Source organism: Streptomyces sp. NBC_01433 (assembly GCF_026340105.1).
Classification (GTDB): Bacteria; Actinomycetota; Actinomycetes; order Streptomycetales; family Streptomycetaceae; genus Streptomyces.
Map to the genome: position 1 here is coordinate 352,120 of NZ_JAPEPM010000002.1, position 23,253 is coordinate 375,372.

Sequence of the window (23,253 nt, forward strand, 5' to 3'; positions counted from 1 at the left end):
GGCGCTCCGTGAGACAGGCGCGCGGATCTCCGCTGAACGCTGAGAATCCGCCTGCCTCCCGATAGGCGGAGCGTCTCCAGCAGGGGGCTGAGGTCCGTATCGGCCAGGGTGGCTGGTGGTGCGGACTGACAGAATGGGCTCATGAACGCAGTGGACCTTGGCGACTTCGTTGTGCGCCGCGCGAATGAGTCGGAGTCGGGCGCGCTGGTGGAGATCGACTCGGTCGCGGTCGAGGGTGACGTCGAGCGGCAGGCGAACATCCGGAGGTGGTGCGAGCAGGGCTTGGTGGTCGTTGCGGAGGACGCTTCTGGCCTGCTCGGCTACTGCGTGGTTGAGTACACGTTCTTCGAACAGGGCTTCGTCACGATGCTGATGGTGGCGTCATCCGCCCGTGGTAGGGGCGTTGGCCATCGATTGCTGGACGCCGTGGCAGCCTCGCGCACGACCCCGAAGCTGTTCACCTCGACCAACGTGTCCAACCAGCCGATGCAGCGACTGCTCGAACGAGCCGGATGGAGCCCGGTCGGCCTTCTCCACGGCCTCGATGAGGGCGATCCCGAGCTGTTCTACCTCTGTCGGCCGCAGAACGGGCCGGCCTGAAGCGGACCACACGGAGGGCATCGCAGAGCAGTACCGGCTCCATCCCAAGATGAGAGCCGGGAGTCTACGTGGGGCTGCCGAGGAACATTCATCCGTGCGCGGACACCTGGTCAGCGAAGGTGGTTCAGACCTGTCCGATCCTCACCTCATGGGGCCGACGGTCACTGTCTGTGATGCGATACTCAAGCGGTTGATCCGCATGAGTCGGCGCGTCGCCCGAACAGGCCCTGATTTCAACCTGTGCTGACGCCCCCGCATGTCCAGGTGGAAGGACCGCCCATGACGCTCCAGGCCGAGAAGACCACCATTCACCCGGACACCGCCTACAAAGCGTGGCTCGGTCACACCATGAATTGCTCCGCCTGCCGGACCACCACCACGTGCGCCACCGCTGCCCGCCTCGGCCGTACCTGGCGCGAGACCCGCCAATAGCGTCACGCCCGACCGGTGCCGAACGAGGTCCGCGCCGACCAGCCACAGCTACGGACCACGGCTGCGGACCACGTCGATCGCGCCGCAGACGTCCACGGGCGTCCGCCATCCGGCCAACCCCCGGGTGCGCCGCACACGAGTCGCTGTTCCTCTGCGCCTTGGACACGGTGCAGTTCAGCGGGTACGTCGCCCCGCCACGGCGTAGAGCCATGAATCAACCGCATCCAGCGCGCGGCCAGGGCCGGGAACACCCGCGGATCTCCAACAAGCGCCACGGACACGGACTCCCGCACCGCACCAGAACGGACCGGTCGGCCAGTCGGCTGGCCCGAAGTCCAAGAAAGCGCAGCGCAGGCCGCGTCGGCCACGCCGACGCGCCCCTCCCCCACAGGTCGGCGCAGCATCGCCTCGTCGTGCAATCCGGCCGACCCGCACCGCGCCCACCCCGCCCGAACTGATCCGACGGCCGTAAGAGGCCCGCTGCTCACGGCCGTGCCGGGGCACTTTGAGCACTCTCGCATTGCCGGTGCCTTCCAGGTTCGCAGAACGGGTAGAGGAGCACAGCAAGTTGGTGATCTGATGTCCATTTCCGCCCGTTCACTTCCGCGCACGTCACAGCGGTGAAGCCGAAGGACACCCAGGACGGATCCCACTCAAAGGCGGCAAGAGTGCACGAAGAAGAACGACCCACACATCGGCTGAGACCACGGTCCGGCCCGGTGGCAGGAGACACACCCGAATCCGCTGAACTCGCGAAATGGTTACGTGCGTGCGTAGCCGGACGGACCATGCAGCAGCTGGAAGACCTGTTCCCCTACCCTCGCGCCCAGTGGAGCGAATTCCTCAAAGGCCACAAGCTGATTACTCTGTGGCTGCTGGAAAACGTCGTCACCAAACTGGTCCCTCCACAGGACCAGCAACGGCAACGGGGCATCGGGCGCGAACTATTGAAAGCCGCCGAACAGGCCGACGCGACCCGCCGAGCGGCCGGATCCACTGCCGCTCCCCCCGATGGCACCGTGAACGAACTCCAGATGCGCCTGGACGACGCACGCCAAGGTCAGATCAAGGCACAGGCGACGGTGCAGGGTCTCACCCAGCTCATCTATGCCTTCGTGGCTCGACTCCTACGACGCCCACATGGACGCCATTCGCGAGCAGATCGGCATCCCCGCCCCGCCCGCATCCGACGAGCCGCGGACCATCCCTGGCGAGGCTGTCCCCACTCCGTCCACGGACGCCGCGGACAGCACCGGCACCGCGGATACCACCGGCACCGGGGACGTCGCCAATGTTTTCTCCGCTCTGCCGGAGGACAACAGCGCCGCCGGCAGCGGCTGGACCCGTGGAGACGATCCCCCGGCGAGCGGATCCGGATCACCACGCGGCCGAAGAGGCAGAGGATGGCCCGTAGCACTGATCAGCACGACCTGTCTGGCTCTGCTGGCGGGCGGCTGGCTCGCCTGGGACCAGCTGCGGGATGAAGGAGAGAAGGCCCCGCCGGTCGCCCGGGGGCCCCAGCGGGAAACCGACGGCGCATCCCTGCCGGAGTCCGACGTTCTCCGGAAGGCGAAGAATAATGAAAAGATCAGAATCGGGGTGAAAGCCGACCAGCCCGGACTGAGCGAGAATTCCGACAACAAATGGTCCGGATTCGATATCGAGTTCGCCAGGAACATCGCGAAGGCACTGGGATTCGGAGACAGGATCGAATTTATTGCAGCCGGTTCCCGCAACCGAGAGGACATGCTGCAGAATGGGCAGCTCGATATTTTTGCAGGAAGTTACAGCATCACCCCGGACCGTAAGACCAAGGTAGCTTTCGCGGGTCCTTACCTCTCCACCAACCAGGGAGTTCTGGCAGTAAAGGATCCGAGCGACACCGCCAAGAGCCGCATGGTGGAGGGCGGGAAAATACTGACGAAGGAGGTCAACAGTCTCGAAGAGTTCCCCAACGGAACAAAAATCTGTACAGCAAGCGAGTCGATCCCCAAAGAGATCTTGGATAAATTTCCGGAAAAAGACTTCGATGTCGATGACAGCAAAACCGACTACAAGGCTTGCGTAGAAGAGCTCAAAGAATACCGGAACACTACTGCCGCATCCTGGAAAACCCACGCAGTGGTCACGGACAGAATCATCCTGTCCGGCTTCCTGACCCGCAACCCTGACCTAAAAGTGATCCGCGACTACCTGAAAGGAAGTACGACTCACTGGGGTGTGGGAATGGCGCAGAACGACCCCGCCCTGCGCCGCCTGGTATGCAAATCCATCGCGGAACAGATCGAGGACAAGACCTGGGACAAACTACGCGAGAGTCACCTGCAGGAGGGCATCGACAAGGCGATGCCCACAGATATTTACGTCACCGCCCCGCAAAGAAAAGACCGGACCGACTGCCCCGACAAGTAAGATTTTTGGACACGAAACTCTTCAGCGCTCTGCGGGACAGGGGCGTCGCGAGCGGCTTCGCCCACTGACGCGACGGACAACACACCGAGCGGTTCGAGCCGAGTTTCACCCACAACAAGCCAACTCCGCCACACCTCACGTAGGCCCCGTTCAGGAACGGCTCGACGCGATCTCATGGCGCGGAGATATCGTCGGCCGCGCCGGCCCGTCGGGCCAGGATTCCGTCGACCGACCCGCCCGCCTGTCCGACTGCCCGACTGCCTCCACGCAGAGGCAGGCTCGTGAACGCGCCGACGGAGCGATCCCGCCATAGCGAGCGGTGATCAGGCGCCCTCACCGGCCGGGAACCAGTTGATCATCTCGTTGTGCAGGGCCAGGGGCTGATCGTCGGACGAGAGCCAGTCCGTCTCGCCCCGGCGCCACTCGTAGTCCCGATGGCGGGCCGCGATCTCCTCGACGAGTTCGGCGGCCAGCCGGGATGCCTCGTACAGGTCCTGGTCGGTGGTCTGTGAGCTGGCGGCGACGATCAGGCCCCGGACCTCGGCGGAGTGGCCGTAGCGGAAGGCGCCGGTGCCGAGCAGGTGCGGATCGGTGTGGACGGACGTCCCGTTGTTGCGGCCGAGGCGCCGGTGGGCCGCGGCCTTGGCGGCCGCCTTCGGCAGGAACTGACGCGCCTGGTCCCCGACCGTAATGGCGCCCAGGACCGCGTCTGCGTGGCCGGCCTGCGCGTCGGCCGTCGGGTCGAGGATGACGAATCCCATGGCGGGGCGCGGGTAGGGCCCGCGCGGCGCCTGTCCGAGATCGGCGGTGTGGTTCCGAAGGATGCTCTCGGCGCGACGGCGTCCGAGGTCCGACAGCAGCTCGGTGAGTTCGGTGTCGTCCAGCATGTATCGGTAGGGGTTGCGGCGCACGGCCGCCTGTACGCGCTGAGTTTCGGTCATGTCATTCTCCGATGCCGTCGACTTGAGGAACTGGGCGGCGAGTTGGGATGTTCGGAGCGGCCGGATCCGTGCCTTCTGGCGTGTCGGCGAGCGACAGTTTCTGGACACTCAAGGGGGCTAATTCCGGACGTCGCCCGCCGTTCGGCCCCGGGATTCACGAATGTCGTCTCCTGACCGATGATCCCCAACTCGCCCGGTGAGGTCCAGGATTGGCCATACGGGCGTATCGAATCCGCCTCCCCGAGGCAATCCACAATGGCCCACTCGGAGATCAACTTCCGTCCGCTGCCGGAGAGATCATGCACTCCCGACAGCCCCTTGGCAACGCCGTCGTATCGCACGGTGAGCTCGGCGACTGCCGTCATCCGCCCCATGACCAGGGGCGATGACTCAGCGGCGAAACTCCAACTGTCGCTGGACGTACGGACCCTGACGGATCTTGAAGGCCAAACGGCCTTGACCCCCGGGCGAGGCGCCTCGTAGGCTCCAGTTTCGCCTGCAAGGTCTAGACCAGCCATTCACGATTCGATGCTCTTCCGTAGACAGCTTTCTCTCCGTGTTGCGCCGAACGGCCCGGCGAGGTAGCGAAGGAGTTGTTGAGTTTGACCACGCAAGTGTTTTCCAGGACTTTGGAGAAGTTCTCCGATGACGGGTTCACGCCGCTGGGGGAGGTGATCTCTCCCGACGATCTCGCCGTCTACCGGGTCATCTATGACCGCCTCCTGAGCGGTGACATCGAATCCGGCGACAAAAGGTCTGATCTCGGCTCACACGTTCCGCGCAAGGAGGGTGTACGGGAGAACATCACCCAGATAATGTGGCCGTCGGCGCTCCATCCGCCGCTGTGCGATCTCCCGTTGCACCGGCGGGCCCTCACGATGGCCCGTGAACTCATCGGCGCGGACGCGGAACTCGATTTCGACATGATGATTCACAAGGCACCGCACACGGCCGTTGCCACGCCCTGGCACCAGGACGCGGCCTACTGGGTCGACATGCCCGATCGCCGCGCCGTCTCGATCTGGGTGGCGCTGGACGACGCGGATCTCGACAACGGCTGCATGTGGTACGTCCAGGGCTCCCATCAGGAGCCACTGCGGCCGCACCGGCCCACGAGCGACGGCAGGAACATCGAATGCGACTGCTCCGAGGACGAGCCGGGTGCCACGCCCGTACCCGTACGGGCAGGAGAGGCGGTGGCGCACTCCGGGACCACGCTGCACTACTCGCGCGGCAACACCACGGACGGCACGCGACGCGCGTACATCCTCAACTACCGCCCCGCCGCCATGATCCAGCTTGAGCGGGAGCGCGGCGCCGACCACGGCCTCAACGAGAACGTGCGCCAGGTCCGTAACCCGGACGCGGCCGAGGACTGACCGGACCGGCCGCAGCAGCCTGCGCGCCCCGCGCGCGCTGCCCACCGCGCAGACACTTCTCCGCCCAGCCGGGCCGGCCGATGGGCCGGCCCGGCCCTGAACGGCCAGAAAGGCATGCCGTGAACGCTGTCACGCTGACAGGCGCTGTGATGACCCACCCCAGGAGAATTGCCGCAGCCGAGGAAGTCGCGGCGAAAGACTCGCAGGGGCGCATTCGCGTCATCGTGGACCCGGACCCCTCCGGCCCGCCCACCGCGCTGCGTACCGCGAATCCGTCGTGGAACTGCGTCGGGGACGCGGCAACACATCACATCGTCTTCCAGGACGATGTCCTCCTGGCCGACGAATTCTTCGCTTACGTGGAAAAGACCGCCGCCGCCGTTCCGGGAGAGGCAGTCGCCTTTTACGAAGGGTGGGAGGGCAGGAACAGTGGTGTCGTGCGCCTGGGGGCCCTCACCGGAGAGCACTGGGCGTACGCGATCGACGAGCATGTCCCGTCGCTGGCGCTGATGCTTCCGGCCGATGTGGCCCGGGGATATGCCCAGTTCGCCGCGGAGCACGGTGACGGGTGGCCGTACGACGTTGTCATTCAGCGCTACCTCAAGGCGCTGGGCATTCCGGTCAGACTCGCTGTTCCCTGCACGGTCGACCACGACGACGTGCCGAGTCTCGCGGGGAACAGCAAGCACGGGTGGCGGCGGGCGACTCTCTTCTCCAGCAGGACTGTTGATGTCACCACGCACGCGTGTGCGTCGTTCTCCGTCGTGCCGTTCTACCAGTACGGGGAATCCAAGTGCGCGGTGCGCAGCGGCGCGCGCTGGGAGTACCTGGACACCGACCGCTATCTGCGGCGTATCGGCCTGGCCGAGCGCTGCGACGGCTACTTCGCCGAAGCAGGCGAAGCGAGCGAGGTGCGCGAGGCAGGCGCGGCGGGCGGAATGGCCGAGCCCGGACTGCCCGCCGTCGTGCGTCGGCAGGTGTGGCTCACGGCCTTCGCGACGGGCGTCGTCGTCGCCGGTCTGACGGAGCAGGACCCCGACCCCGGGACGGCCGGAGCCGTGATGGACTCCCTCGGCCCCGGTGGGCTGTGCGAGGAGTACACCGGCGCCGAACTCCTTCCCATGATTCCCCTGATCACGGAACTGGCCCTGGCCGCCTTCGAATCCGGCCGGTCGGCCCGCCGGGCCGGAAGTGACACCACTCCCCCTGTCACCGCCGCGGCCGCGGGCGCCGTGGTCACCGGTGGCAGTCCGGCGTTCGGTGAGCAACTGGCCGGGCTGCTCACCGACGCGGGCTGCGGCGCGGCGTATGCCGGGCAGCTCGGCCCGGAGCAGGACAGGGATGTACGCGCCCTGATCCACCTCGGTGATCCGCACGGCGGCCGCTCCGTGTCGGACCTGCTCGCCGACGCCGAGAAGCTCGGGATCGAGCGTCTGGTCCATGTGAGCTCGGCAGCCGTCTACCGCGGCGCGGGCACCGGCGATCGCGCGGAGGACGCCCTCGCCACGCAGCCTCACGACGCGGAGGCCCGCGCCTGGTGGGACCAGGAGCAGGAATGCCTGCGCTGGGGCAGCGAGACAGGCACCCCCGTGCAGATCGTGCGCGTCGCCGAGCAGGTGGGAGCGCACGCGCCGCTGCGCGGCGTGCTGGCCACCTGGATGCTGCGGGCATGGACGCGCCGCCCCATGGTCCTGGTCGAAGGGCGCCACCACCAGGTGGTCGACCACCGTGACCTGGCGGAGGCGCTCGCCGCCGTCCTCGCCGGGCCCGTGCGGTCCCCCGTCTACAACGTGGCCTCGGCGCGTTACGACGAGACCGAGTTCGCCGAGCTCGCCGCGGAGACGGCGCGGCGTACCCCGTGGGAACGGGCTTCCGGCACCGATACGCCGTACACGCCCCCCATGTCCACCGTCCTGATCACGGCCGAGACCGGCTGGCGGCCATCGGCCCCGGTACGGAGCGGGGCGCGGGCACAGGCCCAATGGCTGGCCTGCGACACCCACGACCACATCCCCGGTGTACTGCGGCAGGACACCGATGCCTGAGGAACAGCAGACTCTCCGGCCGGAGAACACCGTACTGCCGGGCCTCTTCTCCCGGCAGTACGCCGCCGCCACCACGACGTTCAGCGTGGTGATGTTCCTGACCGGGTTCGCCGCGCTGGCCGTGGTGCCCACCCTGCCGACCGCCGCCCGGGACCTGGACGGAGTGTCCCTGTTCCCGATGGTGGCGGGCTGCTTCGTGGCCGCCAGCCTGTTGGGCGGGGTGATGGGGGGCCACTGGGCGGACCGGTCCGGAGCTCGCCGCCCGCTGGCGCTCGGCATGGTCCTCTCGGTGGTGACGCTGCTGGTGTCGGCGTCCAGCGTGTCGATCTGGCAGCTGGCGATCGGCCGCTTCGTGGACGGTCTCGCGGCGGGGATGGTCGCGGTGTCGGTGACCACCGCGATCGGCCAGTCGTACCCGGAATACCTGCGGCCCCGGATGCTCGCGATGATGAGCGCGAGCTGGGTCATCCCGTCGCTGGTCGGGCCGCCGCTGGCCGGTGTGGTCGCCGAAGTCTGGTCCTGGCGTGCGGTCTTCTACGGCCTGGCCGTCCTGACCGCGCTGCCCGCCCTGGCCCTGGTGGTCGTACTGCGCGGAGCTCCGGCGGGAGGTCCGGACGCGAAGCCCGCCGATGCTCCGCCCGCGGAGGAACGGGCGGCCCGCCCGCCGCTCATGATCGCGGCGCTGCTCAGTCTGGGCGCGGCGCTCGGTCAGTACGGCGTGTCGGAGTGGGACGTACGCCACCTGGTGTTCGTCGCCGTCGGCGTCGTGCTCCTGGTGACCTTCGCACCGAGACTGCTGCCGAAGGGTACGTGGCGCAGCGCGCGGGGACTGCCGACCGCGGTACTGCTGCGCGGTCTGACCTCCGGCACCTACTTCACCGTCGAGGCGCTGGTGCCGTTGATGCTGATCACCGAGCGGCACGTCGCCGCGGTGGCGGTCGGCGTGGCGTTCACCGCCTCCGCGGTGTTGTGGGCCGGTGCCTCCTGGGTGCAGGGCAAATTGCTCCAGCACGTCGCCCGGCACCGTCTCGTCACGGCCGGCGCCCTGATCATGACGGCCTCCGTCGCCTTCGCGGTGGTGGGAAGCTTCTCGGCCGTGCCGCCGCTCACCGCGGCGGCGGCCATGCCCCTGGCGGCGATCGGGATGGGACTGCTCGACCCCTGTGTCACCGTGCTGTCCCTGTCACACAGTGCCCGGCACCGGCAGGGGCACACCACCAGCGCCATGCAGACCAACATGAACCTCGGCCAGGTCGTCGTCCTGGCGCTCGCCACCGCGGTTCTCAACGCCTGTCTCGCCGTGGGAACTTCGACGCTCAACGGCTACGCGACTGCCTTCGCGCTCCTGCTCGTGCCGACCGTTCTGGTCGCTCTGCTGGCCGTCCGGGCGCGCAGCAACTGAACGCTGCCGCCTCCTCGGACCGGTCCGGACTTCCCACCTCCAGCAGTACTCCACCCTTCCGAAAGGGAACGTTTTGCGAAGTGACCTTGTCGTCATTGGTCTGGGTTACGTAGGTCTTCCTCTCGCGGTGGAAGCCGGCCGCTCCGGTCTGAGCGTCATCGGTCTCGACCGTGACGCGGCGACCGTCGCGCGGCTCAACGACGGTGTCTCGCACGTGGACGACATCGACGACGCCGCCGTGGACGGCCTGCGGGCCCAGGGCTTCACGGCGACCACCGACGAGCGTGTCATCGCCGAGGCGGACACCGTCGTCATCTGCGTGCCAACCCCGCTGTCGACTCACGGCGGGCCGGATCTGGCCATGGTCGAGAGCGCATGCGCCATGATCAGCCGCCAGTTGCGGCCCGGAACCCTGGTCGTGCTCGAATCGACCACCTACCCCGGAACCACCGACGAGGTGGTCCTGCCCATCCTCGAACAGTCGGGCCTCACCGCGGGCACCGACTTCCACCTGGCCTTCTCGCCGGAACGGGTCGACCCCGGCAACAAGGTCTACGGGATCCGCAACACGCCCAAGGTCGTCGGCGGTTACTCATCCGCCTGCGCCACCGTCGCCACGGCCTTCTACGGAAAGATCGTCGACCGGGTCGTCCAGGCCGCCGGTACCCGCGAGGCCGAGATGGCCAAGCTCATCGAGAACACCTACCGGCACGTCAACATCGCGCTGGTCAACGAGATGGCGATCTTCTCCCACGAGCTCGGCATCGACCTGTGGGACGCCATCTCCTGCGCCGCCACCAAGCCCTTCGGCTACCAGGCATTCCGCCCGGGGCCGGGGGTGGGCGGACACTGCATCCCGATCGACCCCAACTACCTGGCCCACAAGGTCCGTACGCTCGGCTACCCCTTCCGGATGGTCGAGCTGGCCCAGGAGATCAACACCCGGATGCCCCGGTACGTCGTCGAGCGGGCGCAGCAGCTCCTGGACAGCAGCGGCACCACCCTCAGCGGGGCACGCGTCCTGCTGCTGGGCGTCACCTACAAGGCGGACATCGCCGACCAGCGGGAGACCTCCGCCCGTGACGTCGCCAGAAGGCTCCGTACCCTCGGCGCGGAGGTCTCCTACCACGACCCCTACGTACGCGACTGGGAGGTGGACGGTACGTCTGTCCCCGAGGCCCCTGACCTGACCGCCGCCCTGGACCGGACGGATCTGGCGATCCTCCTGCAGCAGCACAAGGCGTTCGACATGGCCGAGATCGAGAACCACGCCCCGCTGCTCCTCGACACCCGTGGCTCCGTGCACCCGCAGCCGCACATCACCCGCCTGTAGGACACCCCTGCGGTGCCGGAAATCCCTTCGTAGACCCGGGCACGATGCCCGATCAGCTCTCAGGAGTACTTCTCATGTGCGGTATTGCAGGGTGGGTAGACTTCGCGCGCCCCGTGGACCAGGATCTCGCGCGGACCATGACTGCCACGATGGCCCGCCGCGGACCCGACGCGGAAGGTCTCTGGACCGGGGACCATGTCGCCCTCGGGCACCGGCGCCTCTCCGTCATCGACCTGGAGGGCGGCTGCCAGCCCATGGTGGCCGACGGGGCGCCCGGCGCCCGCGCCGCGCTCACCTACAGCGGCGAGACCTACAACTTCCAGGAACTCCGCTCCCAACTGACGTCACTGGGGCACCACTTCACCAGCCGGAGCGACACCGAGGTCGTTCTCCGCGCCTATCTCCAGTGGGGTGCCGGCCTCGCCACCCGCCTCGAAGGCATCTACGCCTTCGCGGTCTGGGACATGGACCGGGAGGAGCTCGTCCTCGTCCGGGACCGGATGGGCGTAAAGCCGCTGTACTACGCCGAGACCCCGTCCGGGGTGCTCTTCGGGTCCGAGCCCAAGGCGATCCTCGCCCATCCCGAGTTCAAGGCGGTGCTGGACGCCGACGGGCTGCGGGACATCCTGTCGGTGGCCAAGGTGCCCGGACACGCGATCTTCCGTGGCATGCGGGAGGTCCCGGCCGGCTGCACGGTACGAGTGAACCGTGCGGGCCTCACCGAGGACCGCTACTGGCAGCTGGAAGTCGCCGAGCACACCGATTCGCTCGACCGGACCATCCACACGGTGCGCGAACTGCTCGAATCCGTCGTCGAGCAGCAGATGGTGTCCGATGTACCGCTCTGCACGCTCCTGTCCGGCGGCCTCGACTCCAGTTCCCTGACCGCGCTCGCCGCCCAGGTCACCCGCCGGAAGGGCCTGGGAGAGATCCGCTCCTGCTCGGTCACCGACCCGGACCTCGACGGCACGGCGGGAGCGGGGGCGAACGAGGATCACATCTACGCCCGTCTGCTCGCCGAGCATGTCGGCTCCCTGCACAGCGAGCTGCCCCTGCACGCCCCCGACCTGCTCGCCCCGGACCTGCGGGCATCCGTCCTCAATGCCTACGACCTGCCGATCGCCAAGGGTGACGAACACGCTTCCCTGCACATGCTGTTCGGTATCGTCCGCGGGCATTCCACCGTCGCCCTCTCCGGGGAGTGCGGCGACGAGGTGTTCGGCGGGTACCGCTGGCAGCGCGACCCCGACGCGGTGTTCTCCACCACGTTCCCCTGGGTGCACGAAGGCCGCCACAACTACCAGGGCAACGACGTCGTCTTCGCTCCGGGCCTGCTCGCCAAGCTCGACCTCGACGCCTACGAGCGCGACTGCCACAGCAAGGCGGTCGCCGAGATCTCCGCAGGCCACCACCTCGACGACCCCGCCGAGGCCCGCTACCGCGAGGTCACCTACCTCGCCCTCACCCGCCACGCCCAGGTCCTCTTCGACCGCAAGGACCGCATGAGCATGGCCTGTGGCCTGGAGGTCCGGGTGCCCTTCGCGGACCACCGTCTGGTCGAGTACACCTTCAACGTCCCGTGGGCCATGAAGAGCTTCGACGGACGCGAGAAGAGCCTGCTCCGCGCGGCCATGAAGGATCTGCTGCCGGAGGCGGTCGCCCAGCGCGTCAAGACCCCCTACCCGTCCATCCGGGCCGACGCCTACAACCGGACGCTCCGCGAGCGCCTGGCCGACGTCGTCCTCACCGGGTCGAGCCCCCTCGCCCCCCTCCTCTCCCCCCGTCTCGGAACGCGGATCCGCCACCATGGTCCCGCCGCACTGGAGGAGGGGATGAGCAGGGCGGCCCTGGAGACCACGCTGCAGCTCGACGGCTGGCTGCGTACGTACGACGTGGACATCGCCCTCTGACACGACACCCGAACGGACCCGGACCCCATATTCGTACGGGAACAGCCGCTGCCCGGAAGAGCGTTGCACCGCGCTCTCCGGGCGGACCCACCGGCATCCCGATGCCTGCCGTTCGCGCCGCGCGCAATTCGCCCGCAGCAGAAAGCGGCGGCCGTCTCTGGACCGCCGTCTAGCTTCGCACCATGAAGCCCCTCCGGATCACCCCTGTCATCTGGCAGTTGCCCTTCCCCGTCGGGCACGTCCACCTCGTGCGCCTGCCGGACGGATACGCCTTGATCGACACCGGAATGCCGGGGTCCGCCCCGGCGATCCTGGACGCCCTGGAGCGGCTCGGCGGCCGTCCTCAAGACGTGCGACAGATCGTCGTGACCCACTCGCACGTGGACCACATGGGCTCCGCCGCGGATCTAGCCGCGGCCACGGGCGCCCGTGTGCTGGCCGGTGCGCTGGACGCCCCGGTCATCCGAGGTACCGCCGCCGAACCCGAGCCGGTGCACACCGCCTCGGAACGTACCCTCCATGAGCAGATCTCGGCCGGCTTCGCGGACGGGGACATGCCACCTGTGCGACATGTGCCCGTGGACACCGAGCTGCATGACGGCGACACCCTCGCCGGCTGGTCGGAGCCCGTCCGCGTCCTGCACGCGCCGGGCCACACCCCGGGAAGCATCGCGCTCCACCTCACCTCCAGCAACGTGCTGTTCCCGGGCGACACCATCGCCACCGCGGAGGGGCGGGCCATCCTCGGTCCGTTCAACGTGGCCAGGGAGCAGGCCATCGCCTCCTTCCGGAGGCTGGCCGCGCTGGAGGTCGAAACGGTGTGCGTACCCCACGGCGAACCGTTGCTGGACAACGCGAGCGCGGTGCTCCGGGCGGCGACTCCGGAGAACGACTGGGCGTGAGCGTCGGGAGACCGAGAAGCCTCCGCTCCACCACGGCATGCCGTTCCCACCCCGGATACGCCGCCGGTCCGGGAAGCCCCGGAAGCAACGCCGATGACGCCCGCACGGCCGTCGAGCCACACACGGGAACCCACCGGATCCGCTCGCAGGCGGAGAGCCTACTCACGAGAGGCGGCGGTTGTGGGGGCGTCGGCTGCGGCGTCGGCGTAGCGGCGGGCCAGGTGGGCGAAGGCGTCCTTGAGCTCGGGCGGCCCGACGACCTCGATGCCGGCGTCGAACCTGCCGAGGGAAGCGGCCAGGCCGGGCCATGACCACGAGCCCATGACGAGCCGACAGCGCTTCGGGCCGAGTTCCTCGACGACCGCGTCGCGGGTGTAGCCGGACACTACGGCGGCGGGCAGGTCGAGGATCACCTCGCCGCGGCAGGGCCAGTCGCCCGAGCCGTCGGAGCCCCGGAACCTGCCCGCGACAAAGGCGGCCACATCGCCTCCGGGCAGCTCGCGCGAGGTGAAGCGGGGCCCGGCAGGGGTACGCGGGTTGATGCGATCGGCACGGAAGGTGCGCCAGTCCTCTCGGTCGAGGTCCCAGGCGACGAGGTACCAGCGCCCGCCCCAGGTGACGAGGTGATGGGGCTGCACCCGGCGCGGCGGCGTGTGTCCGCCCTTGCCGTCCTCTCCCGGTGGTGACGCGGGGGTGTAGTCGAAACGCAGCACTTCGCGGGCGTGGACGGCGGCGCCGATCGCCATGAGCACGCTGCTGTCGACCTGTGGGTCCGGTCGGGGCGTGGGCCGTTCGACGGCAGTGACCTGGAGGGTGTCGATCCGGTGGCGCAGCCGTGCGGGCATGACCTGGCGGACGGTGATCAACGCGCGTGCCGCGGCTTCCTCGATGCCCGCGATGGTGGTGGTGGCGACCTGGAGTGCGACGGCGAGGGCGACGGCCTGCTCGTCGTCGAAGAGCAACGGGGGCAGTTCCGTGCCCGCGTCGAGCCGGTACCCGCCGTCGGGGCCCTTGACCGCCAGAATCGGGTAGCCGAGTTCGCGCAGGCGGTCCACATCGCGGCGCACGGTACGCGGGCTGATCTCCAGCCGCTCTGCCAGTAGTGCCCCTGGCCAGTCCCGGCGCGCCTGGAGCAGCGAGAGCAGTGAGAGCAGTCGCGCTGAGGTCTTCGGCATGGCTCCATATTGCCTCAGGAAGCGGCCACACCCTGTCCTCTTCTCTTGCGAGTGTTGTCTCTGTCAGACAACGAGAACGACCGGAAGGGCCCGACCACCGTGACCACCACGACCGAGCAACCCTCAGCTCTCGACGCCGAGCGGGCCGACCTGCTCGCCGCGCTCGCGACGGCGCGATCCGCGCTGACCAACACGACGCGTGGGCTCAGTGACGAGCAGGCCGACGAGCATCCGACGGTCAGCGCGCTGTCCCTGGGCGGGCTGATCAAGCACGTCGCGTCCATCGAAGAGGGGTGGATGCGTTTCGTGGCCGAGGGCCCGTCGGCGATGCGCTACGACCTGCCCGACGGTGTCACGTGGGACGACCTCGCGGCCGGTACCGCACGCGAGTTCCCGCAGTGGGCGATCGATCACCAGGACGACCTGCGGATGCTGCCCGGCGAGACGCTGGCCGGAATCGTCGCGCGGTACGAGCAGGTCGCCGTCCGGAGCGAGGCGGTCATCGCCGCCGTGCCCGACCTGTCGGCGACGCACCCGCTGCCGGATGCGCCCTGGAACGAGCCGGGGACGGTGCGCAGCGTACGCCGGGTGCTGACGCACGTCATCGCCGAGACCGCCCAGCACGCCGGGCACGCGGACATCCTGCGCGAGACACTCGACGGCCGGACGTCGACCTGAGCGATGGCGAGTTCCTGCCGGATCGGGCCATCGGCCCGACCGGTGACGTCCGGTGGAATCCGGGCCCGGGGCCGGGTGGCCAGTAGCCGCCCGGCCCCGGGCCCACGGTCTCGCTGGGCCGGACCCTCGACTACCGCCCCCGCACAGTACGGAGACGAACATGTTCAACGCCGCCGACACCACACACGCGTCGCTACGCCGACGATCGGCCGACGGGCGTGCTGCGGCATGACCCCGATGGCCGTTCTCGACACCCGGGCGCTCAACCGCGCCACGCTTTCCCGGCAGTTGCTGCTCGATCACGCCGACGTACCGGTCCTCGACGCGGTCGCGCACCTCGGAGGTCTGCAGGCGCAGGAACCGCAGGAACCGTTCGTCGGCCTCTGGTCGCGGCTGCGCGCGTTCGACCCGGCGGAGCTCTCGGACCAGTTGGTCCGACGGAGCGTGGTGCGGACCCATCTCATGCGCCGCACCGTCCACCTCGTGACCGCCGACGACGCTCTGGCCTGGCGGGCCCGCCACGGCACCATGCTGCGTCAACGGGTGCTGGGAACCTACCGCCGGGAGCTCGACGGGATCGACCTCGACGAACTCGCCGCGGCAGGCCGGGCGGTCATGGCCGACGGCGAGCCGCGCTCGATGACCGAACTCGCGCGGGCGCTCGCCGGGCGATGGCCGGCGCCGGGGCCGCGTGCACTGGGCGAGATGCTGATCGCCGCCCTCCTCCCGGTGGCGCAGCTGCCGCCGCGCGGGCTCTGGCGGCAGAAGGCGGGTGTGCGCAACGTCCTGCTCTCGTCGTGGCTGGGCCGCGAGATCGACGCTCCCTCCCCCGACGGCTCCGATCCTGTGGGCCAGGCGCTGGTACGACGCTATCTGGCCGCGTACGGCCCCGCGGCCTCCGCCGACCTGCGCGCCTGGTGCGGTCTCGCCGGACTGCCCGCGGCGATCGCCGCGATGCGCGAGGAGCTGGTCACCTTCCGCGACGAGAACGGCCGCGAGCTGCTCGACCTCCCCGACGCACCGCGCCCCGACCCCGGCACACCTGCCCCGGTACGGTTCCTGCCTGCGTTCGACAACGCGATCCTCGGCTACCACGACCGCAGCCGCATCATCGATGACGCCGACCGCGGCCTGTCGGTCACCGGCGCTCGTGTCGTCCTGGTCGACGGCCGGGTCGCCGCGACCTGGAACGTGGAGGCCGGCACCGTGATCGTCACGCCGCTGCACCGTCTCTCGCGAGCCGACCGCGCCACCGTCGCCGAGCAGGGCCGGTCGCTGGCGTCGTTCCTCTCCGACAACGACAGCGACCGTGTACGGATCGCCGCTTCTGCCCGATGAGCCGCACCCACGGGCCGCTTCCGGGGCCGGGCGGTGAAGGCTGATCGCGGTGCGCGAGCGGCCCGCACCGCCCTGCTCCGCCGGGCGGTCAGGTGAGGTTCTCCTCCAGGCGGGTCAGGTAGGAGTCGATGAGGTGGTCCCGGATGCCGTCCGTGGTGGGGGCGAACAGGTCGGCGGTCAGTCCCCTGATCCTGTCCTGGATGCCGGGGACGAGGGGCATCCGGTCACGCAGGGCGCCCAGGGCGTCGAAGTAGCGCAGTTGATCGACATGGCTGAACAGGGGTGCCGGAGGGACCTGAGGGACGATGTCGTTGTTGTTGACGAACCGGTGGGTGCGGTTCTTGAGAGCGGTGTTGTAGGCGCCGGCCAGCGTACGGTCGCAGGTCCGTGGCTGCCCGTAGGTGTAGATCCCTGCGGGGAGGATGTCCGCCTCGAAGTGGAGCCGGGAACCTGCCAGCATCGCCAGCGCACCACCGAGGCTGTGCCCGGCCAGCCACACGCTCTGGCCCCGGTCGGTGAACTCGGTGACGGTGTCGCGGACACGCGGGTACACCGCTGCGAGGGCCTGATGGAATCCGTAGTGCACGAATCCCTTCCCGCCGGGGCCGGGAACGGGCGGAGTATTGACGTCGGAGAGCCAGTCCTGGATGTTCAGCGGTTCAGTCCCGCGGAAGGCGACGAGCACCATGTGCTCGCTTCCCGCGACGTACGCCTGAGTGTCCTCCAGGGGGAAGGGCATCGCGTGCGGCGAGACGAAATGACGGAACCGGTCGAAGCCCCAGCCCGAGAGTTCCTCACGGGCCGCGTCAGCGTCCAGATAGGCGGCACGGGCAGCCCTGGCCAGCCAGTAGGCGTGTGCGAGGTCGTACCCGCTCTGGCGGTGATCGAGGGCGGGAATGGGCACGGAAGCCTCCAGATACGACGGATGGATCGGGCTGCTCCGCATCCTTGGGCATCAGGCCCCGCCGACGCCCGCTCCCGCTCACCCATTCGGACGGCGCGCGGAAGCAACACCCCGTCCGCCTCCTCCCTCACCGTCGGCCCCGGCGGTGTCCGGCTCCCGCTTCCCCACTACCGCCGACCGGACTCTGAACGCGGAACCGCCCCTGGTGTGTCAGAGGCCGCCTGTGTACAGGAGGCGGTCGGGTGAACCCGCGCCCGGCGAGATCACGGCCCCTGTGGTCGCGGTGTCGATGAGGCGGCGGGTGACCTCCTGGGGAGTGGCCTGGGGGTCTCGCTCCTCAAGAAGTGCGGCTGCCCCGGCGACGTGCGGGCCGGCCATGGACGTACCGCTGAGCGTGCTGGAGCCGCCGCCGAGCTGCGCGGAGACGATTCCGACGCCGGGCGCGTACAGCGAAAGGCACGGGCCGAAGTTACTGAACCCGGCCTGGTGGTCCTGCCGGTCGACAGCGCCGACGGCGAGGGCCTTCTCGGCTCGGGCCGGGGAGGCGTCGCAGGCGTCCTGCGCGTCGTTGCCGGCGGAGACGACGGGCAGGACGCCGCGATCGGCCACCGCGTCGGTCGCGGTGTCGATCGCACGGGACGCCGGATCGCCGATGGACGCGTTCAGGACCGCCGGGGTCCGCGCGTGGGCGGCGATCCAGTCGAGTCCGGCGATGGTCTGCGCCGCGGTGCCGTCACCGGTGCAGTCCAGTACGCGGACGGCGACAAGGGAGACCTCACGCGCGACACCGTAGGTTCTGCCGCCGACCGTTCCGGCCACGTGGGTGCCGTGGCGGTGGCAGTCCTGGCCGTTGCGCCCGTCCTGGACGGCGTCGAATCCCACGGTGGCACGCCCTTCGAATTCGGCGTGCGCGGTCTCGATCCCGGTGTCGATGATGTACGCGGTGACGCCACGGCCCGTTCCGGTGACGGTGAATTGGCCGTCGAGGGGAAGGCCGCGCTGATCGATCCGGTCCAGACCCCAGCTCCCGGCCTCTGCCGCGGCTCCGCTCCCCGCAGCCCCCGCACCTCCGGTCGTCCTGTTCACAGCTCCCGGCGACGACATCGCGTCGAGGGTGATCTCACTGTTCTCCTCGATGGCCTCGACGGCGGGAAGAGTACGCGCGAGCCGCAGTTGGAGCGGCGTGAGGGCGGCGGCGAAGCCACGCAGCGCTGCGCCGTACGTGAACAGGGGTCTGACACCCAGTTTCCCGAGCACGTCGTCGGGCGAGAACGCGGGCTTGACCGTGACGATGTACTCGCCCGGCACCGCCCGGACGGAACGCTCCACCCCGAGCGGGCTCCCGCCGGGCGCGTCCACCGCGCCCGCCGTGCCGGTCACCGGAAGCAGCACGAGAACAAGAGCCGCCACCCAACGCATACGCACGCGCATACACACTCCGTAGAAAATTCCGCAGAAGAATGAGAACAAGCACCGTCGGGCCCCGCCATGATCCGTCGGCGCCCTCTGTCCGTTTCGGCCGAACGCGCCCTCGACTTGAGCGTTGCCGAACGACGCTGTTCCGGTGGGGCGTTGCCGATCCAGGGGCCGGGGACCGGCGGCGGCCGCGCCCGTCACACGTGGCGAGTGGTCAGGGGTGCTGTGCCAGTGCGGTGAGCAGTTCGGGCAGGGTGGTGCACGGGTCGGTGTCGTCGTCGCGGGTGAGCACGACGATGCCGGTGTCCTGTTCGGGGAGTCGGACCAGGAGCGAGCGGTGGCCGGGATTGTCGCCGTGGTGGAAGTGTGCCGGGTGTCCGGCCAGGGTTCCCAGGAACACTCCGTAGCCGTAACCGGTGGCGATGAGAGGGGTCGGGTACTGGGTGCGGGGGATGGCGTGTGGGGTGTACATGCTGCGGAGGGAGCCGGGGTTGAGGAGTTCGCTCTGTTCCAGTACGCGGGCCCAGCGGGCGAGGTCGTGGGCGGTGGACCAGAGGTCGCCGGTGCCGGGCAGACAGGAAAGGTCCGTCGTGCCGCTCTGCGCGCCGGCCCGGTGACTTGAGGTGCCGGTGTGGTTCAGGCGCAGCGGGAGGAGGATCCGCTCGCGGAGGATGTCGGTGTACGCACGTGCGCCGGCGTGCTCGATCATGAGGGCGGCCAGGACGTATCCGGGGCTGCTGTAGTGCCACCGGTCCCCCGGGGCGCTCAGCAAGGTCAGGCGCATGATCCGGGCAAGGGTGTCCCCGCGGGAGGGGGACGTGTGCGGACCGGGTTCGGGAACCGCGTCCCAGTGGGGCAGGCCGGACGTATGCGTCAACAGGTGGTGAAGGGTGAGGGCGGCCCACGCGGGCGGGCAGCCCGGGAGCCCGTCGGCCAGGCGGTCCGTCAGGGACAGGACGCCGTCCTCGGCGAGGAGCAGGGCGGTGGCGGCCACGAACTGCTTGCTGAGGGAGGCGATCTGGAACCGTGTCCCCGGGTGGCGGCGAGCCCCCGTCGCGGGATCCGTGCCGGTGTACACCTCGTGAACCACGACGCCGTCACGGGTCATCAGCACGGCTCCGGTCGGTCTCATGAGGAACAGCCAATCATGCGCGGGCGGTGCCGTCCGGCGGCCCGCGCACCGATCACCGGTCGCCGCGGGTACGACCTCACCCGCCTGCCCCCACGACGTGGGTGGATAGCGAAGGGCGGTCTTGTCTGAGTCGGGCGACTCCGTCAAAGTTGGGGCTTGTTTGTTCCGAGGAACGGGGGCGGTACGAAATCGTCGTCACGCCCCCGTCGTCGCGATGCTGTTGGCACGATCCGCTCCGGCCACGGGCCGGACTGCTCTTCCCGGAAGGACAACTGTGGAACTGCCGCGTCCCGAGTTGATGATCAATTCTTCTGAGCGTCTTGAATCCGTGGTGGCCAAAGTAGTGCAGGAGTGCCAGAACGGGCTGCCGGAACGAATAATCCATCTGTCGAGCGACGTAGGTTGGCCCGCCCTGCGGAAGCGTCTGGGCACGTATGCGCGCCGGATCGAGGCGTCCGTCGAGGAATGGGAGAACGGTCTGCGGCTGCGGCTTCCGCGAGCGGCGGTGACGATCGAGGAGCGGGCATCGTCCCTCGTGGTCCATGGCCATCGCGCCGGACCGGGCGTTGCTCGCGGTGGCCCGTTGTTACCGGCGCCGGAGCAGGCCGCGGAAGTCTGGCAGCTCGCCGAGTACCTCACTGGCCTGCCGGGCGACGCCGGCTCCGTACTCACCGGTGACGAGGAACGGCTCAGGGCCGCGCTGAAGCACGAGAGCTGGCTGGTGGCCACGCTCGCGTGTGACGTGCTGAACCGGTCCGGGGTCCCGGCCGTACCGCGATTCGTGCGTGACCACGATCCCCACCAAAACGTCGGAACGGGGGACGCCGCCCACGGTGACGGCACGTTCACCGAGGTGTGGGAGGCCCGCATCAGCGTGGACGAGTACGCGCTCTTCGAAGCGGTACACCCGGGCTATGCCGTGCAGATGGTGGAGTTGGGCCGCATGGTGCGGTCCCATTGCCGTTCTCTGCCGGATGTGGTGCTCGATGTGGGAAGCGGGCCCGGCCTGCCGACGGTGATGCTGGCCGAGATGTTCCCGGGCGCGCGGATCGACGCGGTGGAGCCCAGTCCGGCGGCCATCCCTCATCTGGTGAAGAACACGTCGGGTCATGCGGTGTCCGTGCACAGGACGGGGATCACCGACTTCGCCGGGCCCCACGACTACCCCGTGACGGTTTCGGTCGGCGCCTCCCACCACATGGACACACGTATGTTCCTGCGGGGTCTGAAGCGGCACACGGCGCCCGGTGGGCTGATTGTTGTCGCGGACGAGATGGTCACGCCGTACGCGTCGGAATCCGAGCGGTCGCGGGCCGTCACCGACCACCATTTCGTCTATATGGACCAGGCGCTCGCACATGTTCCGGACGCCCGTCTCCCGCCTGTCGAGCAGCGCCGTATCCGGGCCCTGCGTGATACGGACCGGCGGGTGCCGGGTCGTTTGGCGGACCTCCTTGAGGAAGTGCGCCAGGACCGGTGGTTCCACATCGGGGATGACAGCCCGTGGCAGCGCGTGCGTTTCTGCGTTCTGGAACTCGAAGCCCTGGTGGCTGGAGTCGACTACGACGTGGAGCGCAAAACCTGGGTGGAGAACTTTCTGACCCTGGCTCGGGACGAGGGGCTGGAGCCCGTCGAACACCGCCGTGTCCACGCCACGGTGGGAGGCCGTGACCTCGATGCGGGTACCCATGTTGTTGCTTTGCGCAACCCCCACCTGTCGCCCGTAGCTTCGAGGACGTTGTGACTGAACCGCATCGACGCCCCACGGCCCGTATCCACATCGAGAGCCGTGAGTGCAGCCCGCAACTGCTGGAGCGGCTGACCGGCGCGACGTACTTTCCCGAACGGCTGCTGGGACCCGCGATCGTCAACACGGTGCTCCGTCGTGACGGTCACCTGCTGTACGTGACAGCCCCGGGCCTGATCGACGCCGACCAACAGGTGGACTACTACCTGGGCCTCCTGTCGGGAGACGCTCAGGAGGCCGGTATCGGCGAACGGCGCCGGAAGCGCGACCTGGTCCGCATCGTGCCCCTTGACGATGCCTCCACCCGCTGGCTGAGCGTCAAGGTTCTCGATCCCGTCAGCACGCGTGCAGCCTCTGTGCGGGAGGTGCTGCGGGAGTTCGCGGACGCGCACCGGAGCACCGGAGCAGATGTGCGGCTGAGCTATTTCGAGCCATCCCAGCCGCTGGAGCAACTGGCCCGCGACCTGGAAGTGCCTGGCACTCAGCCTTCCGCTTCCCACATCCCGCTGGGAACCAAGCACGCCGGCCGTCAGATCTTTACCGCCGCCGCCATTCCGGTACCCGCGGGCAGCAGCGTGTGCCGTGACACCGCGGCACTCGCCACCGAGGTGGCCAAACTGGTCAGGGCCGGGAAACGCACACTGGTGTTGAAGCTCAACAGCACCGCGTACGGCGGGGGTCTGGGCAATGCTCTGCTCGAACTGGAGGACGGGATCGCCTCGGCACCCGATGACAGCGTCGAGGAACAGATCTCCCGGGCGCTGCCTCATTCGTCCCTGATGGACCCCAAGATCACCTGGGACGACTACGTCACCCTGATGAAGGAATCCGGGGTGATCGCCGAAGAGATGATCACGGATGTCCCGCTGCCCAGCCCGAGCTTCCAGGGCCGCCTGACCGACAGTGGCACCGTGGAAGCCGTGTCCACTCACGACCAGGTTCTCGGTGCCAACGGCCAGAGCTACCACGGCTGCACCTTCCCGGCCCATGCCGACTACCGGCAGTTGATCATCGAGTACGGGCTGCGGGTGGGTGAGGTACTGGTGGAGCGCGGCGTCAACGGCGGGGACTACGGAGTGGACTTCCTCGCCGTGCGGTCAGGGTCCGGGTGGCGCCTGCTGGGCTGCGAGATCAATCTCCGTGCCACAGCGACCAAACACCCCTTCACCATGGCCGTCGGCCTTCTCGGCGCGGAGCCGACAGCGGACGGTCGCCTCTTCGTGGACAACACCGAGTACAGCTATGAGGCATCGGACGCCATCATGGACCAACGCTACAAGGGGCTGCGCCCGGCCCAGCTCATCGAGGCCGTCACCGGTTCGCCGATCGGCTTCGACCCGGCGCGGAAGACCGGCGTGGTACTGCACATGATGAGCCCCGTCACGGAGTACGGAAAGTTCGGCGCCCTCTGTATCGGCCGAAGCCGTGCTCAAGCGGCCGCACTCATGCGAGAACTGCACGACCTCGCACAGCAGTTGACCCCGTCGCAGTAGCCACCGGGGGACTC

At 68.8% G+C, this 23,253-nt stretch carries 18 protein-coding genes; 13 read left to right on the plus strand and 5 right to left on the minus strand.

The window, feature by feature from the left end; all coding sequences use genetic code 11:
- Positions 1 to 141 precede the first annotated feature (141 nt).
- The 3 genes from OG413_RS29305 (at position 142) to OG413_RS29315 (ending at position 3,444) form a co-directional block, all read left to right on the plus strand.
- Positions 142 to 600: a GNAT family N-acetyltransferase gene (locus OG413_RS29305; protein WP_266810907.1), complete on the plus strand. Its 459-nt coding sequence runs from the start codon at positions 142 to 144 to the stop codon at positions 598 to 600.
- A 279-nt stretch (positions 601 to 879) separates the two neighbouring features.
- Positions 880 to 1,032 (plus strand): hypothetical protein, encoded by a 153-nt coding sequence (locus tag OG413_RS29310; protein ID WP_266810908.1) that lies wholly within the window; start codon positions 880 to 882, stop codon positions 1,030 to 1,032.
- A gap of 1,140 nt (positions 1,033 to 2,172) precedes the next feature.
- Positions 2,173 to 3,444 carry a transporter substrate-binding domain-containing protein gene (locus tag OG413_RS29315; protein ID WP_266810910.1) on the plus strand — a complete coding sequence of 424 codons (1,272 nt, stop codon included), beginning with the start codon at positions 2,173 to 2,175 and terminating at the stop codon, positions 3,442 to 3,444.
- A 323-nt stretch (positions 3,445 to 3,767) separates the two neighbouring features.
- Here the strand turns inward: OG413_RS29315 and OG413_RS29320 are convergent, their stop codons facing one another.
- The gene (locus OG413_RS29320; protein ID WP_266810912.1) at positions 3,768 to 4,385 is read right to left on the minus strand and encodes a hypothetical protein; all 618 of its coding nucleotides are present in this window, start codon (positions 4,383 to 4,385) and stop codon (positions 3,768 to 3,770) included.
- Positions 4,386 to 4,987: 602 nt separating this feature from the next.
- On the opposite strand from OG413_RS29320, the gene OG413_RS29325 reads away from it, so the two are divergent.
- From OG413_RS29325 to OG413_RS29350, 6 genes are all read left to right on the plus strand, one after another.
- The gene (locus tag OG413_RS29325) at positions 4,988 to 5,764 is read left to right on the plus strand and encodes a phytanoyl-CoA dioxygenase family protein (RefSeq protein ID WP_266810913.1); all 777 of its coding nucleotides are present in this window, start codon (positions 4,988 to 4,990) and stop codon (positions 5,762 to 5,764) included.
- A 149-nt stretch (positions 5,765 to 5,913) separates the two neighbouring features.
- Positions 5,914 to 7,809: an NAD(P)-dependent oxidoreductase gene (locus OG413_RS29330; protein WP_266810914.1), complete on the plus strand. Its 1,896-nt coding sequence runs from the start codon at positions 5,914 to 5,916 to the stop codon at positions 7,807 to 7,809.
- Positions 7,802 to 9,211 (plus strand): MFS transporter, encoded by a 1,410-nt coding sequence (locus OG413_RS29335; RefSeq protein WP_266810916.1) that lies wholly within the window; start codon positions 7,802 to 7,804, stop codon positions 9,209 to 9,211. Before OG413_RS29330 ends, OG413_RS29335 begins: the two co-directional genes overlap by 8 nt.
- 73 nt (positions 9,212 to 9,284) lie before the next feature.
- On the plus strand, positions 9,285 to 10,544 hold the full coding sequence (locus tag OG413_RS29340; protein WP_266810917.1) for a nucleotide sugar dehydrogenase: 1,260 nt from the start codon (positions 9,285 to 9,287) through the stop codon (positions 10,542 to 10,544).
- 74 nt (positions 10,545 to 10,618) lie between these two features.
- A complete protein-coding gene (gene asnB / locus OG413_RS29345) occupies positions 10,619 to 12,454 on the plus strand; it encodes an asparagine synthase (glutamine-hydrolyzing) (RefSeq protein ID WP_266810919.1) in 1,836 nt (611 codons plus the stop codon).
- Positions 12,455 to 12,636: 182 nt separating this feature from the next.
- Positions 12,637 to 13,356, plus strand: a complete 720-nt coding sequence (locus tag OG413_RS29350; RefSeq protein ID WP_266810920.1) for an MBL fold metallo-hydrolase — start codon at positions 12,637 to 12,639, stop codon at positions 13,354 to 13,356.
- Between the two features lie 158 nt (positions 13,357 to 13,514).
- Here OG413_RS29350 and OG413_RS29355 read toward each other — a convergent pair whose 3' ends face one another.
- The gene (locus tag OG413_RS29355; protein WP_266810921.1) at positions 13,515 to 14,531 is read right to left on the minus strand and encodes a YafY family protein; all 1,017 of its coding nucleotides are present in this window, start codon (positions 14,529 to 14,531) and stop codon (positions 13,515 to 13,517) included.
- Positions 14,532 to 14,630: 99 nt separating this feature from the next.
- On the opposite strand from OG413_RS29355, the gene OG413_RS29360 reads away from it, so the two are divergent.
- Together OG413_RS29360 and OG413_RS29365 are read left to right on the plus strand one after the other, a co-directional pair.
- Complete coding sequence (locus OG413_RS29360; RefSeq protein WP_266810922.1) at positions 14,631 to 15,209, plus strand: DinB family protein; 579 nt, start codon at positions 14,631 to 14,633, stop codon at positions 15,207 to 15,209.
- A gap of 237 nt (positions 15,210 to 15,446) precedes the next feature.
- Positions 15,447 to 16,547: a winged helix DNA-binding domain-containing protein gene (locus OG413_RS29365; protein WP_266813143.1), complete on the plus strand. Its 1,101-nt coding sequence runs from the start codon at positions 15,447 to 15,449 to the stop codon at positions 16,545 to 16,547.
- An 88-nt stretch (positions 16,548 to 16,635) separates the two neighbouring features.
- Here OG413_RS29365 and OG413_RS29370 read toward each other — a convergent pair whose 3' ends face one another.
- The 3 genes from OG413_RS29370 to OG413_RS29380 form a co-directional block, all read right to left on the minus strand.
- Positions 16,636 to 17,451, minus strand: a complete 816-nt coding sequence (locus OG413_RS29370; RefSeq protein WP_266810924.1) for a lipase family protein — start codon at positions 17,449 to 17,451, stop codon at positions 16,636 to 16,638.
- A gap of 210 nt (positions 17,452 to 17,661) precedes the next feature.
- Positions 17,662 to 18,882, minus strand: a complete 1,221-nt coding sequence (locus OG413_RS29375) for a S8 family peptidase (protein WP_266810925.1) — start codon at positions 18,880 to 18,882, stop codon at positions 17,662 to 17,664.
- Positions 18,883 to 19,081: 199 nt separating this feature from the next.
- Entirely contained in the window at positions 19,082 to 19,999 is a 918-nt protein-coding gene (locus OG413_RS29380; RefSeq protein ID WP_266810927.1) for a serine hydrolase, read from the minus strand.
- A 274-nt stretch (positions 20,000 to 20,273) separates the two neighbouring features.
- Between OG413_RS29380 and OG413_RS29385 the strand changes: the two genes are divergently transcribed.
- Both OG413_RS29385 and OG413_RS29390 read left to right on the plus strand, forming a co-directional pair.
- A complete protein-coding gene (locus OG413_RS29385) occupies positions 20,274 to 21,743 on the plus strand; it encodes a trans-aconitate 2-methyltransferase (RefSeq protein WP_266810929.1) in 1,470 nt (489 codons plus the stop codon).
- The gene (locus tag OG413_RS29390) at positions 21,740 to 23,239 is read left to right on the plus strand and encodes a peptide ligase PGM1-related protein (protein WP_266810931.1); all 1,500 of its coding nucleotides are present in this window, start codon (positions 21,740 to 21,742) and stop codon (positions 23,237 to 23,239) included. Before OG413_RS29385 ends, OG413_RS29390 begins: the two co-directional genes overlap by 4 nt.
- The last annotated feature ends 14 nt before the right edge of the window (positions 23,240 to 23,253 follow it).

Excerpts from the sequence above, each read along its gene's own strand:
- OG413_RS29305 (WP_266810907.1), top strand. The coding sequence starts at position 142 with ATGAACGCAGTGGACCTTGGCGACTTCGTTGTGCGCCGCGCGAATGAG.
- OG413_RS29310 (WP_266810908.1), top strand. The coding sequence starts at position 880 with ATGACGCTCCAGGCCGAGAAGACCACCATTCACCCGGACACCGCCTAC.
- OG413_RS29315 (WP_266810910.1), top strand. The coding sequence starts at position 2,173 with ATGGACGCCATTCGCGAGCAGATCGGCATCCCCGCCCCGCCCGCATCC.
- OG413_RS29320 (WP_266810912.1), bottom strand. The coding sequence starts at position 4,385 with ATGACCGAAACTCAGCGCGTACAGGCGGCCGTGCGCCGCAACCCCTAC.
- OG413_RS29330 (WP_266810914.1), top strand. The coding sequence starts at position 5,914 with ATGACCCACCCCAGGAGAATTGCCGCAGCCGAGGAAGTCGCGGCGAAA.
- OG413_RS29335 (WP_266810916.1), top strand. The coding sequence starts at position 7,802 with ATGCCTGAGGAACAGCAGACTCTCCGGCCGGAGAACACCGTACTGCCG.
- asnB (WP_266810919.1), top strand. The coding sequence starts at position 10,619 with ATGTGCGGTATTGCAGGGTGGGTAGACTTCGCGCGCCCCGTGGACCAG.
- OG413_RS29350 (WP_266810920.1), top strand. The coding sequence starts at position 12,637 with ATGAAGCCCCTCCGGATCACCCCTGTCATCTGGCAGTTGCCCTTCCCC.
- OG413_RS29355 (WP_266810921.1), bottom strand. The coding sequence starts at position 14,531 with ATGCCGAAGACCTCAGCGCGACTGCTCTCACTGCTCTCGCTGCTCCAG.
- OG413_RS29365 (WP_266813143.1), top strand. The coding sequence starts at position 15,447 with ATGGCCGTTCTCGACACCCGGGCGCTCAACCGCGCCACGCTTTCCCGG.
- OG413_RS29375 (WP_266810925.1), bottom strand. The coding sequence starts at position 18,882 with ATGCGCGTGCGTATGCGTTGGGTGGCGGCTCTTGTTCTCGTGCTGCTT.
- OG413_RS29380 (WP_266810927.1), bottom strand. The coding sequence starts at position 19,999 with ATGAGACCGACCGGAGCCGTGCTGATGACCCGTGACGGCGTCGTGGTT.